The sequence below is a fragment of the Prevotella vespertina genome (assembly GCF_009728485.1).
GTDB classification, from domain to species: Bacteria; Bacteroidota; Bacteroidia; order Bacteroidales; family Bacteroidaceae; genus Prevotella; species Prevotella vespertina.
Window position 1 is genome coordinate 98,974 of sequence record NZ_VVIQ01000006.1, and the last position, 18,431, is coordinate 117,404.

The 18,431-nt window shown below is 44.8% G+C and carries 13 protein-coding genes; 6 read left to right on the forward strand and 7 right to left on the reverse strand.

Annotated features, from left to right (window positions below; translation table 11 throughout):
* Positions 1–6: 6 nt before the first annotated feature.
* The 5 genes from F0475_RS07005 to dut form a co-directional block, all read right to left on the reverse strand.
* Positions 7–1,815 carry an AMP-dependent synthetase/ligase gene (locus F0475_RS07005; protein ID WP_155716058.1) on the reverse strand — a complete coding sequence of 603 codons (1,809 nt, stop codon included), beginning with the start codon at positions 1,813–1,815 and terminating at the stop codon, positions 7–9.
* 287 nt (positions 1,816–2,102) lie between these two features.
* Positions 2,103–4,130 carry a murein hydrolase activator EnvC family protein gene (locus F0475_RS07010; protein WP_155716059.1) on the reverse strand — a complete coding sequence of 676 codons (2,028 nt, stop codon included), beginning with the start codon at positions 4,128–4,130 and terminating at the stop codon, positions 2,103–2,105.
* Positions 4,131–5,039 carry a DUF4292 domain-containing protein gene (locus tag F0475_RS07015; protein WP_155716060.1) on the reverse strand — a complete coding sequence of 303 codons (909 nt, stop codon included), beginning with the start codon at positions 5,037–5,039 and terminating at the stop codon, positions 4,131–4,133.
* The gene (locus F0475_RS07020; protein WP_155716061.1) at positions 5,036–6,772 is read right to left on the reverse strand and encodes a tetratricopeptide repeat protein; all 1,737 of its coding nucleotides are present in this window, start codon (positions 6,770–6,772) and stop codon (positions 5,036–5,038) included. The genes F0475_RS07015 and F0475_RS07020 overlap by 4 nt, the downstream gene beginning before the upstream one ends.
* A 22-nt stretch (positions 6,773–6,794) precedes the next feature.
* Positions 6,795–7,232, reverse strand: coding sequence for a dUTP diphosphatase (dut, locus tag F0475_RS07025; RefSeq protein WP_155716062.1), 438 nt, complete (start codon positions 7,230–7,232; stop codon positions 6,795–6,797).
* Between the two features lie 227 nt (positions 7,233–7,459).
* Between dut and dgt the strand changes: the two genes are divergently transcribed.
* The 3 genes from dgt to F0475_RS07040 all read left to right on the forward strand — a co-directional run bounded on the left by dgt (position 7,460) and on the right by F0475_RS07040 (position 13,632).
* Positions 7,460–8,797 (forward strand): dGTP triphosphohydrolase, encoded by a 1,338-nt coding sequence (gene dgt, locus F0475_RS07030; RefSeq protein ID WP_155716114.1) that lies wholly within the window; start codon positions 7,460–7,462, stop codon positions 8,795–8,797.
* Between the two features lie 78 nt (positions 8,798–8,875).
* Entirely contained in the window at positions 8,876–9,871 is a 996-nt protein-coding gene (locus F0475_RS07035) for a YqiA/YcfP family alpha/beta fold hydrolase (RefSeq protein WP_155716063.1), read from the forward strand.
* A 359-nt stretch (positions 9,872–10,230) separates the two neighbouring features.
* Positions 10,231–13,632, forward strand: a complete 3,402-nt coding sequence (locus tag F0475_RS07040; RefSeq protein WP_155716064.1) for a DEAD/DEAH box helicase — start codon at positions 10,231–10,233, stop codon at positions 13,630–13,632.
* 46 nt (positions 13,633–13,678) lie between these two features.
* On the opposite strand, the gene F0475_RS07045 is transcribed toward F0475_RS07040, so the two are convergent.
* Positions 13,679–14,146 carry a hypothetical protein gene (locus F0475_RS07045; protein ID WP_155716065.1) on the reverse strand — a complete coding sequence of 156 codons (468 nt, stop codon included), beginning with the start codon at positions 14,144–14,146 and terminating at the stop codon, positions 13,679–13,681.
* A 226-nt stretch (positions 14,147–14,372) separates the two neighbouring features.
* Here F0475_RS07045 and argS point away from each other — a divergent pair, with 226 nt between their 5' ends.
* The 3 genes from argS to F0475_RS07060 all read left to right on the forward strand — a co-directional run bounded on the left by argS (position 14,373) and on the right by F0475_RS07060 (position 17,290).
* Positions 14,373–16,193 (forward strand): arginine--tRNA ligase, encoded by a 1,821-nt coding sequence (gene argS / locus F0475_RS07050; RefSeq protein WP_155716066.1) that lies wholly within the window; start codon positions 14,373–14,375, stop codon positions 16,191–16,193.
* Positions 16,194–16,312: 119 nt separating this feature from the next.
* On the forward strand, positions 16,313–16,798 hold the full coding sequence (locus tag F0475_RS07055; RefSeq protein ID WP_155716067.1) for a DUF2059 domain-containing protein: 486 nt from the start codon (positions 16,313–16,315) through the stop codon (positions 16,796–16,798).
* A 21-nt stretch (positions 16,799–16,819) separates the two neighbouring features.
* Positions 16,820–17,290: an RNase H family protein gene (locus F0475_RS07060; protein ID WP_199879799.1), complete on the forward strand. Its 471-nt coding sequence runs from the start codon at positions 16,820–16,822 to the stop codon at positions 17,288–17,290.
* A 175-nt stretch (positions 17,291–17,465) separates the two neighbouring features.
* Here the strand turns inward: F0475_RS07060 and F0475_RS07065 are convergent, their stop codons facing one another.
* Complete coding sequence (locus tag F0475_RS07065) at positions 17,466–18,323, reverse strand: enoyl-ACP reductase FabI (RefSeq protein WP_155716068.1); 858 nt, start codon at positions 18,321–18,323, stop codon at positions 17,466–17,468.
* Positions 18,324–18,431: the final 108 nt, after the last annotated feature.

The window sequence follows — 18,431 nt, forward strand, 5'->3', positions numbered from 1 at the left end:
TTTGCACTACTCCTCATACATCTTATCTATCACAGCTTGATAGTTTTTATTAACAACACCACGTCTCAGTTTCAACGTGTTTGTCAATTCACCATTCTCCATAGAGAAGTGATGTGCCAACAAGGTGAAGCGTTTGATTTGTTCATAAGGCGCTAACCTCTGCTGTAATGTTTCTATACGCTCAGCCATCATATCACGTACCTTCTTATTTGAGCACAACTCTTCACGACTCTCAAATGGTATATTCTGTTGCTTTGCCCAGTCTTCTAAGACGGTAAATTCAGGGACGATAAGAGCAGAAACAAACTTCCGTTGGTCTGCAATAACAGCCACTTGTTCGATAAACTTATCAACTAATAGCATTGATTCTATCATCTGTGGTGCCACATACTTACCATTAGATGTCTTAAAAAGATCCTTTATTCTCTCTTTCAAGAACAACTCTCCATCTTTCAAATAGCCCGAGTCACCTGTGTGGAAGTATCCATCTGCATCAAAGGCATCAGCATTTAGGGCTTCACGACGGAAGTATCCTGGTGTAATCGTGTCTCCTTTGAGCATCACCTCACCCTCTTCACTAATCTTAATCTGTATGCCCTCAATAGGACGACCTACTGAACCAACCGTGAAAGGTTCTCCCTTATGATCGCAACTTACAGTAGCAAGGCTCTCTGTCAGTCCGTATCCTACTATCATATCAATACCAATGCTGTGCACAAACTCCTCTACCTCTGGTGATACATAAGCACCTGCTGTTGGGAAGATATTAGGATTTTCCAATCCTAACTGCTTACGCACCAAACTGAGAACAGTTCTGTTTAGCACTTTATATTCCATCTCTAATGCTAGAGGAACACGCTTTCCACGGGCTAGATAAGTGATATTACGCTTCCTACCAACGTTCAGTGCATGATAAAAGAGCTTTCGCTGCATTGCACTTGAGCTGTCCATGCGAGCTTTAACAGCAACATAAACCTTCTCCCAGAAGCGTGGTACAGCCGACATACACGTTGGATGAGTCTCTCGCATACTATCTTGTATCTCCTTCGGATAGGTATTCACTATCAGTTGTGCACCTTCCGACAAACACAGATAAGCCCATCCTCGTTCAAAGACATGCGTCAATGGAAGGAAATTGATCACTCGATCTTTCTCAGTAACAGGTACACACTTGTTATTAGCGACCAAAGCTGCATGATACATCTTATATGTCAAGACTACGCCCTTGCTCTCTCCTGTGGTTCCACTAGTGTATAGTATGTTACAAATATCATCGTAGTTAGCCTGTTGCCAACGCTCTTCTACCTCCGATTGACGTGGTAAACCTTCACCTAATCTAAGGAAGTCTTCAAAGTAGATACTATTTGGGTCATGCGAACTAATGCGTACACTCGGATCAAAGATGATTATCTTTTCAAGTGTAGGGCACAACGTTGCGATTCGATGTGCCTTGTCGTACTGCTCTTGCTCACCAACGAAAAGATACTTAACTGCTGCATCTTGAATCATATACTGTATCTGCTGCTCGGAGCTAGTAGCGTAGAAAGGAATACTAATCACCCTCACGCCATAAGCACCAAAGTCTGTATACAGATACTGAACACAATTCTGTGCAAACACGCCAATCGTCTCCTGCGGATTCATTCCTAGATTAAGTAGTGCGTTAGAGACTTGCTTTACACGCATAGAAAATTGATTCCATGAAACCGATTTCCACTCTAGACTACCGAAGTTACGGAATGTCAACACTAGTTTAGAGCCGTATTTCTTAGCTTGCTCATGTATAAGAACGGAGAGATGACAGTTTGTTTGCATCGCTATTGGTATTTTTTTATATTCGCAAAGATAGACATTTATCCGCAAAGAAGGAAATAAATTAGATAATAAATTACATTTTCCACCTTTGCTTCTATCGCTTGATTAAGGGAAAGAATAGGACAATAAAATTCCTAATAAGGCTACACCTCAAATACAAACTAAACCCTATTAAAACGAAAGAAACGCCCTTCTCCAATTGAAAAGGGCGTTTCCTTGCTAGCAAGAGAGCCTTTCCTTGCCACAAAGAGAGGCTCTCTTCAAAATGATAAGGGGATCATTTCAGATTATCTCAACCATTGCTCTGGATTCAACTTAGCTGTTTCCTTACGCAATTGGAATTGGAGGATACCACTTGACCCGACGGTTCCAATGGTCTGACCAGTACCCACTTTCTGTCCTTTGCTGACGCTTACAGAACCTAAATTAGCATATACTGAGATATAAATACCATGTCTGATCATCACAACACTCATTCCTCCTGCCATGAAGATACCGCTCACTTCGCCCATAAAGACACTGCGCACAGCACTTCCAGGAGCACCCTTAATATTGATACCATCGTTATTCAAGCGTATATTTGACATCCCCGATACATTGTATTGACCGAAGTGACTAACGATGTGACCCGATAGTGGCATAGGCAAACGACCATGGTTATTGGCAAAGTTACCAGTCATCGCACGGTCAGCAGAGCTCAACATATCATTGTTATTATTGGCTGAAGCCCTTGCAGCAGCTGCCTCTCTCTCTGCTCGCTCGTGGTCAGCTGCAGCCTTACGTTCGGCAGCTGCACGATTTGATTCAGCCTCACGAGCAGCCTGGTCAGCACGTGCTTTATCGGCAGCAGCCTTTGCCTCAGCCTTTGCCTGTGCTTCACGAGCCGCAGCCTCACGTTCTTCTATCTTGCGCAAAGCCCGCTCACGAGCAGCAGCACGCTCCTTTTGTAAGGCTTCCTGACGTGCCTTTTCTGCTGCAGCACGCACTGCTTCGGCCTTTGCTGCAGCTTCTTGACGTGCTTTCTCAGCCGCTTCTGCAGCCGCCTTAGCCGCTGCCTTCGCTGCAGCTTCACGTGCTTTTGCTTCTGCTATACGCTTTGCATTCTCACGCGCAGCCGCTTCTGCCGCCGCTTTCCTGCGTGCTATCTCCTCCGCCCGCTTCTTAGCTTCAGCTGCACGAGCGGCAGCTTGCGCCTTAGCCTCTGCTATGGCACGAGCCCTAGCCTTCTGTATTTCTACTTGAATAAGGCGGTCTATCTGTGCATTTAACGCCTGTTGTTGTTGTCTACGTTGCGCTATCACACCTTCAAGAACCTTTTGGTCTTGTTGAAGAGAGGCTACAACCGTCTGCTGTTCGACACGCTTCTGCTCCATTTGAGCATGTATCTTCTTATCCTTATAGAGTAAGGTAGACTTGTCAACACGTACCTCCTTCAACTGAGAATGCTTCTGATCAATTTGTTGTTGTTTAGCTTTTATCAACTCACCTTGCGCCCTCTGATAAGCTGCATACTCCCGAACGAAACGCAGACGACGATACATTTGCGTCAAACTATTGGCAGAGAAGATGAACATAAGCTTATCTTGAATACTACGATGGCGTGCCATGTAACGCATGGAACGGATGAAACGAGTGCGACGCTCGCCTAGTTGCGCCTCTAAAGACGCCAACTGACCTTTCAATATACCGATGTTACTGTCCAATCCTTTGATGTCTGTGGCGATAGTATCAATCGTTCTCTGGTGCTGACCAATCTCAGTATCAAGGCGAACTATCTTCTCCAATCGTGTATCAACATCCTTTTGCTTGACCTTCATCTCCTCTTCATGCTCCTTAATCTCATTCTGCAACTTCTGATTCTGCTGTTGCAAACCTTTAATCTCATCGGTTGTTACATATCCAGGAGACTTCGCTCCACGCTTTGCACCATGTGCATTACGAGGATTCAACTTGCCATGTAAAGGTTGTTTGGCTGGTACTTGAGCAGGCTGTTGACCCTTTACAGGAGTTGGTTGATGTCCCTTTGCTGGTACTGCTTGATGCCCTTTTACAGGCATAGGATGTTGTCCTTTCACGGGAAGTTGATGTCCCTTAGCTGGTACCTGTTGCCCTTTCATAGGGGTAGGTTGCGTTTTCACGGACTGGTGAGCTCCCTTCGCTGGTGCTTGTTTCTGCTCTTTAACACCAGAAGGCTTGGCTTGTATGGGTTGAGTTACAGCCGTTTTCTGCTGCACCTTATGCTTTTTAGTATGTTGCGCATAGCTTGTCAACATACCCATTGTCGATAATAAGAATAAAAGATAAAGACGTTTCATTTAAAAGTTCATTAGTTTGCCGAGTATCTCTTCCACGCTTACTTTAGTGTACTTATCTGATGGTTGGGTAAAAGCCTCCCAATCGCTTGCATCGCTAAAGTCGTTTAGTTCAAATGTAGCTGATAGTTCCTTAGCTGGTCGCGAACCAATAGCCGGTGTCTCGATTGTGACTGAATGTGTCGCAGGGAACATCTTCGAACCAAAGGGCTTGAAGTCTCTATAAAGCCAAGAGAGTTCTGATGTTCCATGAGTTGAGCTCTTATACGTTATAAGAGTGGTGTAGATGTAACGATATTCAGCGGGTATTACCCAGTCATAAGACATCTTCCCATCCTTCAAACGGATGTGCGCACTACCATCAACTTCCCACCTTTTGGCATCAACAGAGAACTTCGACATATCAGCTTCGGCAACTCTTTGCTGACGAGGAATGAATAACTGGTTCCAAAACAACGCTTGGAGCGTATAGAAGTTAATACCATTATCACGCAAGAAGCCCACTTCGTCGTAGCTAGCCTTTACGTATTGCTTATGGATGCGATCGATGAAAAGAACGTAATCCTTTGTAAACTCAATGCGTCCCACTTCACTGCGAAGGAGCGGAATAAGCAGTTGTAAGCGTATTACCTCATCCTTTCTCATGTGCAAGATACCAGGAACTGTGATGTCCTTACGCCCATTGTTAATGGTAAAAGAGAGGTTTGACACCACGTTCTTTTGGTAGAGAGCCAAGTCAGCAATATTCTGCACAAAGGCTAACTTATATTTCGTGGAATCAACTGACGCACGAGGAGTCTCGCTGGGAGTCGTCTTCAAGACTGGTTGTTGCCTTACTATGGCTTTATGTGTACCGCACGATGCCAACACTAACGTTGCCATGCTTGCAAGTAATATCTTAGTTCTTTTCATCCTGCTATGTATTTCTTTTGTTGTAACTTATCCTTCAATACTTTGCTATCATTGCCTTTCTCTATTGCTTTCTGCCAATACTCCAATGCTTTCTGTGTATCGCCAGTTTTCATATAGATGTCTCCCACATGCTCAAGCACAACCCCGCTTGGGTCTTTGTCATTGCGTAGTACCTGGTCAATGTATATCTTTGCCTCCTCATAACGTTGCTGTTGGAAGAGAATCCAAGCGTAGGTATCAAGGTAAGTAGCATTATTGGGCTCTGCTTTTATCGTCTTGTAGCTCATCTGTTCAGCCCTTGGAAGGTCTTTATTCGCCACACTTAGATAGTAAGCATAGTTATTCAGAGCACCATAGTTATCCGCTTTCCACTTTAAACAACTATCGTATGCAGCGAAGGCTTCAGACGCCTTTCCTTTCTCATGAAGGATATCTCCAAGGATTGCATAGAAGTCTGACACAATCTCTGGATCACTATCTTCTTTTATTTGTCCTACACCTTTCTTAAATGTTTCAAGTGCCGCATCAATGTCGTGCTTTTGGAACTCTGCCATGCCTTTGAAGTAATAGAAAGCCATCTCATCAGGGTTATATTCAATGGCAGGGCGGCATATCTCTATTACCTTATCATAATCTTCTGTTGCCCAGATATTCTGTATCAATGCCAATCGAGCACGAGAGTTATCGGGTTCCACCTCAATGGCTTGCTCGTAAACATGATTAATCTCTGCTTTAGGCATGTTCTTCATTGCCATATAGGCAGCCTTCATCATAATCAAGTCAGCATCCTCCTGTTTCGTAGAAAGTGCCAGAGAGAAGAGATTCATGACCTTTGCACTATCAGAGATATTCGCTTGTTGGTCACTCGAAATGATGTCTCTTAGGAGTGTCATCTTCGTCTCTTTCTCTGTCTTAGGAGACTGTAGTAGTTCGTTGGTAAGCTCATCTACGGTTGCTTGATCTTTAATGGAACGATAGTAATCAAGCATTGATAGCTTTGCAAGTGCATTATTGGGTTCCTCCTTCAAAACACTCTTATACTCCTTTAAAGCATCGTTCTTCTTACCATTCTGCAGTAGCCAATTACCGAACATCACACGATAGTCAAGCTCAAGTGGGTGCTCATCAACGAGCGACTTTAGCGACTCATACTCCTTCTTCTTATCGCCCATCTGCTCGTAAATCTGCATCTTACTCAATGAGATCTGCTCGCTACTCCCCTCAAGAACTTCTATACGATCAAGGACGTTAATCATCTTCTTATAGTCGTTTTGAGAGCCGTATAACTGAAGGAGAAGTTGCAAGACATCAACGCGAGTCTTATTGGAGGAGTATAAAAGCTCGTATGCTTTTATGGCATTCGGATAGTCTTTCTGCGTGATATATAACTGTCCGAGCTTCTCTTGATAAGTGGCATTCTCTGGATCCAGTGACGCTGCCTTCTCAAAGTAAGTACGTGCTAAAGCATCGTTCTTCATATTGACATAGTAGCCAGCCAACTGATAGTAAACCGCTGCCGAGCGTGGATTCAAGTCATGTGCATGCCTAAGAAGATCGTAAGCAGCCGTTAGATTTCCCATTTCCTGCTGTCGAAGCCCTTCGAGATAGAAGTAGTCTGCAATGGTAAGACTATCCTTCTCTGCTGCTTGTGTAGCCACCGAGCCACCCAGCAAAGCCAATGCAAGAAGTGTATTACGCATGTTAGTGGTTATATATCTGAAGTTATCAAACATGAGATCTATCCTTTCCTTTACCTTACTTTACCCCCGTATGACCATAGCCGCCTTCTCCTCTCTCTGTCTCGTCAAGCTCTTCAACTTCCACGAACTCCCCCTGCTCGTGACGAGCAATGACCATTTGGGCAATACGCTCACCATCGTTAATGGTGAAGTCTTCAGTTGAGAAGTTCGCTAACAAGACCATTATCTCACCACGATAATCAGCATCTATGGTACCAGGAGAGTTCAGAACAGTCAGTCCATGCTTCAAGGCTAGACCACTGCGAGGGCGTACCTGCGCTTCATAACCAACTGGCAAAGCGATATGCAAGCCTGTTGGAATGAGCCTGCGCTCCATTGGGTGCAACACTATTGGGGCTTCAATATTAGCACGGAGATCCATCCCCGCACTCTGAGAAGTAGCATAAGCAGGGAGCTGCTGATGCCCTTTATTGATTACTTTAATCTTTATCATCGCTATATAATAAGGTACAAAATTAAGCAATTAATGCCACATTCATACATTTTTAGTACGTAAAAAGATGGTTTTTAGCCAATTTTAATTACTTTTGCGAATGCCTTTTCAGGGCATAACAAGCGGATAGATGCCTTGTAGAACATCTATCGCTCTATTGCAAACATTCAATATTCAACACCCTTAGGAACATGTCATTAGCTTCAAACCAACCACAAGCAAGCCTCATGAACTGGCTACAACTCATATCCAACAAGCGTCTTGGACAAGAAAGAAGACATGCGTTAAGGCACGACGACCGCTCTGAATTTAAGCGTGATAGCGATCGTCTGATTTACTCCGCACCCTTCCGTCGACTGCAAAACAAGACCCAAGTGTTCCCACTCCCAGGTAGTGTCTTTGTGCACAATCGTCTCACTCACTCGCTTGAGGTGGCTTCCTTAGGTAAATCACTTGGTGATGACGTGGCGCATAGACTAACCGAACTCCATCCAGAGTTGCGTGGTACGCTCTTTGAAGAGATTGGAACGATTGTCCAGACGGCTTGTTATGCGCATGACATGGGCAATCCTCCGTTCGGACATAGTGGTGAGAAAGCCATCCAGTCGTTCTTCACTGAGGGCAAAGGCAAGGCGTTGCAGGAGTATGTAAGTCCTCGTTTCTGGGATGACATCACCCACTTTGAGGGTAATGCCAATGCTTTCCGCCTATTGACACATCGTTTCCTCGGGCGAAGGGAGGGCGGCTTTGTAATGACATACACCACCTTGGCAAGTATTGTGAAGTATCCTTTCAGCTCGTCTTACGCAGGCAAACATGGGAAGTTCGGCTTCTTCCAAACCGAGCAAGACACTTACAAGAAGATAGCAGAGGAACTCGGTATCATACAGAAGGAATGTTCTGCAGAGGGAATCAAGTATGTGCGCCACCCGTTAGTCTACCTCATGGAGGCTGCGGATGATATCTGTTACGAGATTATGGACATCGAGGATTCACACAAGCTCAAGCTCTTATCCTTTGAGGAGACCACCGACTTGCTATTAGGCTTCTTCGACGAAGCCACGAGAGCGGCGATTCGTAAGAACATCAAGGAGGAAGGTGTGACCGATAGGAACGAGCAAGTGGTTTACTTCCGGGCACGTGCCGTTGGTTTATTAGAGGCTGAATGTGTCAAAGCATTTGTCGAACACGAGGCGGAGATACTATCAGGTACCTTCAAAGGCTCGCTTATCGAGCACATATCAGAGCTCCCCCGACAGGCTTACAAGCACTGCTCACAGGTGTCAGTAGACCGTATCTATCGCAGTAAAACCGTCCTTGACGTAGAGTTATCAGGCTATAAGATAATGGAAACACTGATGGAGGCACTCATTGGAGCGGCTGCGGAGCCTAACCACTTCCACAGTCAACAACTCATCCGGAGCTTCTCCAGTCAGTATGACATCCAAAGCTCGGATCTTGAAACACGCATTATGGCAGTCTTAGACTACATCAGTGGCATGACAGACATCTATGCCTTAGACATCTACCAGAAGATAAATGGTATCAGTCTACCCATCGTTTAGCCCCCGCCCCCACCTTTCCACAAGGCAAAGAGGGATGACACTCCTAAGAATCACGCCCCTAACTCCTAATAAAGAACAATGGAAAATCAATATAAAAAGACCTTCCCCGACCTCATGGTAGGGAAGAAAATCATCTATGTACACGGCTTCATGTCAGCCGGTTCCACCCACACAGCACAAATACTAAGGGACTATATGCCCCAAGCAACCGTCATTGCACCCGACTTACCCATACATCCAGAAGAGGCAATGACGCTCCTTAGAAATCTTGTTGAAGCCGAGCAACCCGACTTAATCATAGGTACTTCCATGGGCGGAATGTACACCGAGATGCTATATGGCACCGACCGCATTTGCGTGAACCCTGCTTTTCAGATGGGCGCAACCATCACCGAGAGCAATATGATGGGCAAGCAAGTATTCCAGAACGTACGTCAAGACGGAATACAAGAGGTCATCGTGACCAAAGCTCTCGTCAAGGAGTACAAGGATATGACGGAGAATTGCTTCAAGCAGATTGACGCCAAGGAGCAAGAACGTGTCTTCGGACTATTCGGCGACGCTGACCCTATCGTACACACATTCGATCTCTTCAGCCAGCATTACCCACAGGCTATCCACTTCCACGGCGAACATCGGCTCATTGAGAAGGCTATCTTCCATTATCTCATGCCTGTTATCCGATGGATTGACGACCGACAGGAGGGGCGCGAACGGCGCACAGTTCTCATCGACAAGGATACGCTTGCGGACGCATACGGCAAACCGAAGTCGAGCTTACACAAGGCTTATGAACTATTACTCGACAATTACAACGTCTATTTCGTTTGTCCTGCGCCCACCAATCAGCCCTCTGCTATCAGCGAACAACAGGCTTGGATAGCGGAAACCTTCAGTGCGCCGGCATGGAATCACGCTATTTTTACCAACCAACCACAGCTCCTATACGGCGATTACCTTATTAGTAGCACTGCCCATGACGACTTCCTCGGTACGGCACTCCGCTTTGGTAGTGACGAATTTAAGACGTGGGAAGACGTTATCACTTACTTTGAACGATTGGGCGGACAATGATTAAACAATATAGCCTATAGGCTCGCAATGTGTTACCAATAGGCTTTGTCGTATTTACCAATAGGATTGCAATATGTTACCAATACGCTCGCAATTCATTTCTAACGTGCCTTACGATATCTTCACCATGGTGACGAATAAGTTTCACCATGGTGAAAAATTATCGTCACCATGGTGATAATTAATCACCACCATGGTGAAAACAATATAGAAGGCGTGCTTTTTCAATGCACAACCATAGGTAAACGAACGCAAGACGTATTGCAAAACAATTCGAAAGGTATTGTGGAAAAGGGCAAACCATATTCCGCAACATCATCAACAACAACAATCAGAGAAACAAGAAAGGCTTATCAACGATGGCACACGAACTCTTCACACGTATTGCTGATATTCTCACGGCTCCGTCAGAAGCCCAAGCACGCATCATGCATGAGACGCTTGTCATAGCGTGTTACGAGGGATTGAAAGAGACGAAACATGGTTTTGGAAACCTCTCATCGCAGGTGGAAGCTCTTTGCAAACTGCATCACATTGCGCCGAAGGACGTTGTGGCGATTCACAAAATGCGTCGGCACAGCAATTCCGCAGCACCTATTTTGCCCGACGACATCGCTTATGATTGTCGAGCACTCGCCCTCTTCGTCTCTGCGGTATTCCAGGAAGCCATCCCCGATACGCTTGTGGGCAAGCTGCCAACGCACGGGCGCATCACGGAGAACATACAGATTGCGAACTACCGATACATCCGTTGCATTGTTAGGGAATGGGATGAGCAGACGATACAGGTTGCCGTAATCAATCAAGACAGCAGTGAGGAGTTATTGACGGTGGACTATATGAACACAGCCGAGTATGTGGACTTTAGTTATCTGCGCTCTCTTCTGCGTGAGGGAATGCAACTCAACTTACTTGATTGCACTGTCACACGCAAGAAGGTGGTTCCACGTCTGATAGTCGTAGAGCCTGATTATCTCGTAGACATATCCTCCATCGCTAATTGCTTTGAGAGTTATGGGCACCACCCACTGCTCTTTACGGTAAAGCGGATGGGCGAGCGACCTAATAACAAGCATATCGTACTGGGTAACTTTGCGGGTTCTGCACTCGACGATATCATCAATCATCCCACAGACTATACCATCAAGGACACCTTCCGTTCGAACTTTCGAGAGAAGGCGTTGGACTTTGCCACCTGTCCCGACTTCAATGCAGTGGAGTTTAAGCGAGCCGCTGAACAACAGGTAGCGAATATTCAGGAGATAGTCAACGAGTTATTCCAGTCGTTCGAGCGTGAGAAAGCCATCTTGGAGCCGTCTTTCGTGTGCGAACGATTAGGTTTGCAGGGACGAATAGACCTCATGACAACCGACTTAAAGCTGTTAGTTGAGCAGAAATCTGGTAAGAATATCTTTATTGAAAGGCAGTATAAGAACCCGCATGGCTCGCTCCATGTGGAGAAGCATTACGTGCAACTCTTGCTTTACTATGGTATATTGCAATACAACTTCCAGCTGAATCCAAAGGATGCACACATAGAATTAATGTATTCGAAATATCCTCTCCCGAACGGACTACTTGAGGTTGAACCGCTACAAAAGCTCATTCGTGAGGCGATAAAGTTCCGTAATCAAGCCGTCGCAACCGAGTATTGGATGGCGGAGAATGGCTTTCATCGTTTGTTGCCACTAATGACTCCGCAGGTGCTGAATGTTGAGAAGCAGAATGATGCGTTCTATCAACGATACCTCTTACCACAACTTACGGAGGTGCTCGCACCCCTTCATCAGCTAAGCGAACTGGAGCGTGCTTACTTCACGCGTATGATGACTTTCGTTATTAAGGAGCAACTGGTATCGAAGGTGGGCGCACAAGAGGGTGTGGGGAATAGTAATGCCGACCTTTGGAATATGCCTCTGGCGGAGAAGAAGGATACGGGAAATATCTACACAGAGCTTACGATAACGGATAAGAGCTGTAGTAGCTCGTTCAACGGATATGATACTATTACGCTCAACGTACCGCAACAGGGCATAGACTTCCTCCCGAACTTCCGCAGGGGGGACATGGTTTATCTCTATGCGTATAAGAAGAATGAGGAACCAGACGTGCGTAAGAGTATTCTCTTCAAAGGCTCTTTACAAGAGATACATACCTCGTCTATCGTAGTGCACCTCAATGACGGGCAACAGAACCCGAATCTTATAGCTGGAGAGTGCTTTGCCTTAGAGCATGCAGGGAGCGATATTGGGGGTACATCGGCTATTCGTAGCCTCTATACCTTCATCACCTCTGATGTGGAACGGCGGCAGTTACTCCTTGGACAGCGTGCTCCACGTGCTGACAAATCCCTTGTTTTGTCGCGTAGTTACCATCCCGATTACGATGAAATCATCTTGAAAGCAAAGCAGGCACAGGACTACTTCCTCCTGATTGGTCCTCCCGGAACGGGTAAGACTTCGCAGGCGCTGCAATATCTTGTGCTTGAGCAGCTGGCAGAAAAGCCCAAAGGTCAAAGCACCAATCCCAATGATCAAAGTCCAAAGGTCAATGGGCAAAGTTCTATCCTCCTCCTTGCTTACACGAATCGTGCTGTTGACGAGATATGCAATATGCTTTCTGAGCACGAGATAGACTACATCCGCATTGGTAACGAGTATAGTTGCGATCCGAAATATAGTGACCATCTCTTGCAAGAGGTGCTCGATGAGAATACAACCCTCAATAGTATTAAGTCCACCCTATCAGAGGCGCAAATCATTGTAGCCACTACCGCGACGATGAATAGTCGTTCGGCACTCTTTAACATCAAGCACTTTGACCTCGTCATCATTGATGAAGCGAGCCAGATACTAGAGCCGAATATCGTGGGAATACTGACTGCCCGACAGGAGGAGAGGCGTGCGATAGATCGGTTTATATTAGTAGGCGACCATAAACAACTGCCTGCCGTGGTGCAACAGCAGGGGTCTTTAGAGATGGAAGGGAGTGATAAGAGACTTGACTCAATCCATCTTTCATCGTGTGCCAACTCCTTATTTGAACGCCTCATCCTCACCGAAAGGGCAGCTGGAAGAACCGATTTCATAGGGACACTACACAAGCAAGGACGCATGCACCCCGATATTGCCGACTTTGCTAATCGTAAGTTCTATGCAAAGGAACAGCTGGAATGTGTGCCGTTAGCCCATCAGTTGGAAACGGAACTATCTTATAACGAGGAGAGCGAAGACGCTTTAGACAATATGCTAAAGGCACATCGCATGATTTTCATTCCTTCTATGCCGTGCAAGCAACTGAACATTTCAGAAAAGGTAAACACTGACGAGGCACGAATCATCGCTGACCTATTGCGCAGATTGTTCCGACAAATGAACAAGGACTTCGATCCACAGAAGTCGGTGGGCGTCATCGTTCCATACAGGAATCAGATTGCTATGATTCGAAAAGAGATAGAGCGGCTGGAGATTCCTGCTCTGGAGGGTATTAGCATAGACACAGTGGAACGCTATCAAGGTAGTCAGCGTGATGTAATTCTCTATTCATTCACGATTCAGAGTCGTTATCAACTCGATTTCCTAACGGCTAACACGTTCTATGAAGAGGGGCAACCAATAGACAGAAAGTTGAATGTTGCTATCACAAGGGCACGCAAGCAACTCATCTTAACAGGCAATGAGTCTACATTAAGACAGAACCAACTCTTTGCCGAACTGATTGATTACATAAAAGAAAAAGACGGTTATGTAAGGTTTCACTAAGATGAGATAAGGACTCATCTTAGCGAAACTTTACTTGAGATACAGATTAATTATTCTGATTACGACGAGCCAAGTCTAACGCATCCTTGCGTGTTGTCACCTTGCCCTTGTACCCTCCACTCTTCGATCCGTTCTTCCATACGAAATTAAAACGCATCTCGACGTGGTGCTCATCAATGCGACGAAGATAGACAAAACTGCCTTTCTGGAAGAAGTGATCATCGTAGGTATAGAGTCCTTTTACGACAGATCCACCTACTGTCCAGTCTCCTGATTGGGTCAAATCAACCTGCTTTCCCAGCTGACTCAATGGAATGGATATCCCAACAAACTCTCCCGTTAGATTAAGCGGACAATTGATAGAGGCTTCACCATTAAATTCGCTGTAAAGTACTGGACTGATTTTGTTGTCGTCATCATCGTCACTACTGCAAGAAGCAAAGCTGAAACACATTGTAAGAGTAAACACACTCGCTAAGAGGGCATAAGCCCATTTCTGTAAGTTTTTAGACATAATGGTAATTATTTAGGAGTTAATTATCGCCTACAAATGTACGATAAAATATTGAGAAAGTAACGGAATCCCAATGATAAAACGTCATAGCCCGTGAGGATATACTCACCTTTACATTGGATTCGGGCTTGAGATTTGCGAAATACTACCACGAATTATGGTTTAAAGAACGATTATTCAACTGATTTTCCGTAACTTTGCAAACAGAATAAAACGACAAACAAAGATGAAGATAGAAGCACAAATTACCGCTGCGGCACTAGCAGCTGTCAAGGAGTTATATGGTGTTGAGGTGCCAGAAAAGATGATTCAACTACAGAAGACACGTAGTGACTTTGAAGGAAACCTTACGCTTGTCACTTTCCCACTACTGAAGACTTCACACAAGAAGCCTGAAGATACGGCACAGGAAATAGGTGAGTACTTGAAGAAGAATTGTAAGGCTATCGCCGACTTCAACGTTGTGAAGGGTTTTCTTAACCTCGTTATTGCTCAAGCGGCATGGGTTGGTTTATTGAACGACATTAATGCGAATGAGAAGTTCGGTGAGAAGTCAGTGACTGAAAACAGTCCGCTTGTTATGATTGAGTACTCTTCGCCTAACACGAACAAGCCTCTCCACCTTGGACACGTGCGTAACAACCTCCTCGGATGGTCATTGGCTCAAATCATGGAAGCCAATGGCAATAAGGTGGTAAAGACGAATATCGTCAATGACCGCGGTATCCACATTTGTAAGTCTATGCTTGCTTGGCTGAAGTGGGGCAATGGTATCACCCCTGAAAAGGCTGGCAAGAAGGGTGATCACTTGATTGGTGACTTCTATGTACTATTTGATAAGCACTTCAAAGAGGAGTGCAAACAACTGCAAGAGCAGTATGAGAAGGAGGGAATGACGCCCGATGATGCGAAAGCAAAAGCTGAACAAGAGGCTCCATTGATACAAGAAGCACACGAGATGCTCGTTAAGTGGGAGCATAACGACCCAGAGGTTCGTGCCTTATGGGAGAAGATGAACAATTGGGTTTACGCTGGATTCGATGAGACTTACAAGGCGATGGGTGTTGGATTCGACAAGATCTATTATGAGTCAAATACCTACCTCGTTGGTAAGAAGAAGGTGGAGGAAGGACTCGCCAAAGGGCTCTTCATTCGTAAAGAAGACAACTCTGTATGGGCTGATCTCACGAATGAAGGCTTAGACCAGAAGCTCCTTTTGCGTAAGGATGGCACATCTGTTTACATGACACAGGATATTGGTACTGCCGAGATGCGCTTCAACGACTTCCCTATTGATAAGATGATTTATGTTGTTGGAAACGAACAGAACTACCACTTCCAGGTGCTTTCAATCCTCTTGGATCGTCTGGGCTTCAAGTGGGGCAAAGACTTGGTACACTTCTCGTATGGTATGGTTGAATTGCCAAATGGTAAGATGAAGAGTCGTGAGGGTACCGTTGTTGATGCCGACGACTTGGTAGCGTCAATGATTGAGAACGCAAAGACACTCAGCGAGGATAAGGTGAATAAACTCGAAGGAATTACCGAGGATGAGAAGAATGAGATAGCACGTATCGTTGGTATGGGTGCGCTGAAGTACTTTATATTAAAGGTGGATGCTCGCAAGAATATGCTCTTCAATCCAGAAGAGTCAATCGACTTCAATGGTAATACAGGTCCATTCATCCAATACACCTACGCTCGTATCCGTAGTATTCTTCGTAAAGCAGAGGCACAGAGCATTGCTCTTCCAGCATCACTCGCCGATGACGCTCCATTAAACGAGAAAGAGATTGCACTCATTCAGAAGCTCAACGACTTCGGTGCAGCTGTTGCACAGGCTGGTATAGACTATAGTCCAAGTGGTATTGCTAACTACTGCTACGAACTGACCAAGGAGTTCAATCAGTTCTATCACGACTATAGCATCCTCAATGCAGATACCGAAGCAGAGAAGATCACCCGCCTCGTACTGGCTAAGAACGTGGCTAAGATTATCAAAAACGGCATGGCACTGCTCGGCATAGAAGTACCAGAAAGGATGTAGAAGCCCCACAACAAAGGAACACGAAGTCTGGACATATATTATAATAAAAGGTAACAATGGTTAGGACTGAGTGTTCCCACTACCTTTAGAAACCCTTTAATGTTTTATTCATACACGATATGAAATATTTTTTCGCTCCCTTGTTATTCTGCTTGTTACTGATTCCAACATATAGTTCTGCACAGAATAACGACTCATTAACAGTATCAGACAAGGAATATCGGGCAGCTGTAGAAAGGCTCGTAATGGTATCTGGCGGTCGGAAAGCACTTGAAACAAGCTATCCACTACTAATGGAAAGCCTAAAGAAGATGTGTTATTACGTCCCAGATGAGATTATGAAACAAATAGAAGAGAAGTTCAGAACCGTTTTCTTCGATAATATAAATGAGCTATATGTGCCTGTTTACAAAAAGTATTATACGTTAGAAGAGCTGAAAGCGTTCGCAGACTTCTTTGAAACTCCATTAGGGAAAAAGGTGGCAGCAACGACACCTCTGCTTACAAAAGACCTATTCGAAGCAAGTCAAGAAGCAAGTAAAAATATTATCAAAGAGGTTCTCAAGGATCTAAACTTAGATGAAAAGGAGTCTTCAGAGAAGTGATATTGAATTGTTTATAAGCTGATGAACACTTTACACAACCCTCCTTCGTATCGCAATGACACTGTACTTCCACTACCAATGGGTGTTCGGGCTTCAGCTTGGGCTGTCGATGCAGCCTGTTCTGGCAACCCGGGACCTATGGAATATCAATGTATTGACTTACAAACAGGGGCTCAAATCTTCCATTTCGGACCAGTACAAGGTACGAATAACATTGGTGAGTTCCTCGCTATTGTGCATGCTTTAGCCTTGATGGAGAAGCAGGGAATCAAGGACAAGGTCATCTATAGTGATTCGTATAACGCCATTCTGTGGGTTAAGAAGAAGAAGTGTAAGACGACATTAACCCACAATTCCGCAACAGAACAGCTGTATCAAATCATTGCACGGGCAGAACAATGGCTCATGACACACAACGTCACCCCTCCTATTATCAAATGGGAAACAAAGCAATGGGGCGAGATTCCTGCGGACTTCGGTAGGAAGAAATAATAACATCAGCCTCAGCAACAGAAGGGAATATTTAACAATAATGTTGTAGATAATATGTGACTGCATTCGGGAAGACAATCTCATCAGTTACAACAAAAGCTCCAGTAAGTCGAAACTTGCTGGAGCTTTTACTATATTATAAGGTGATAAGTAACCTTATCTTATGGTTTTCTATTTATCCGTAGATAATGTTGCCGTTCTCGTCCTTGTACTCATCAAGACCCTTCTCGTAGGTTGCCATGGCACGAAGACTCATACCAACGTTAGAGAAACCACCATCATGATAGAGGTTCTGCATCGTAACCTTACGAGTGAGATCAGAGAACATTACGATACAATAGTCGGCACATTCATCCGCACTAGCATTACCCAATGGAGACATGCGATCGGCAAAGTCGAAGAGTTTATCCATACCCTTTACACCAGAACCAGCGGTTGTCATGGTTGGAGACTGTGATATGGTATTGATACGAACATGGTGCTCACGACCATAGATATAGCCGAAGCTACGAGCTATACTCTCAAGTAAAGCCTTTGCATCAGCCATATCATTGTAACCATAGAACGTACGCTGAGCAGCTACATAACTCAATGCGACGATTGAACCATACTCGCTGATAGCATCAAGCTTCTTAGCACTTTGAATCATCTTATGGAATGATACAGCAGAAATGTCAAGTGTTGTATCAAGCAACTTATAATCCAAATCATCATAAGTGCGGTGCTTACGAACGTTAGGAGACATACCGATTGAATGGAGTACGAAGTCAATCTTACCGCCAAGTATCTCCATTGAACGCTTAAACACGTTCTCCAAGTCTTCTACATTAGTAGCATCTGCAGGAATAACCTCGCAATTTAACTTCTCAGAAAGAGCGCTCACCGTACCCATTCTCACAGCGACAGGAGTGTTAGAAAGGGTTATCATTGCACCTTCTTCTACTGCTCTTTCAGCTACTTTCCATGCAATTGACTTGTCATTGAGGGCTCCAAAAATAATACCTCGTTTACCTTTTAATAAGTTGTAACTCATATTCTTCGTTGTTCAAATTTGGTGTAAAGGTAAGAAGAAAAGGTCGATTTGCCAAGAGTTTATAGATAAATAACGTCATTCGTATTATATAGATAAGACAAATCAAGT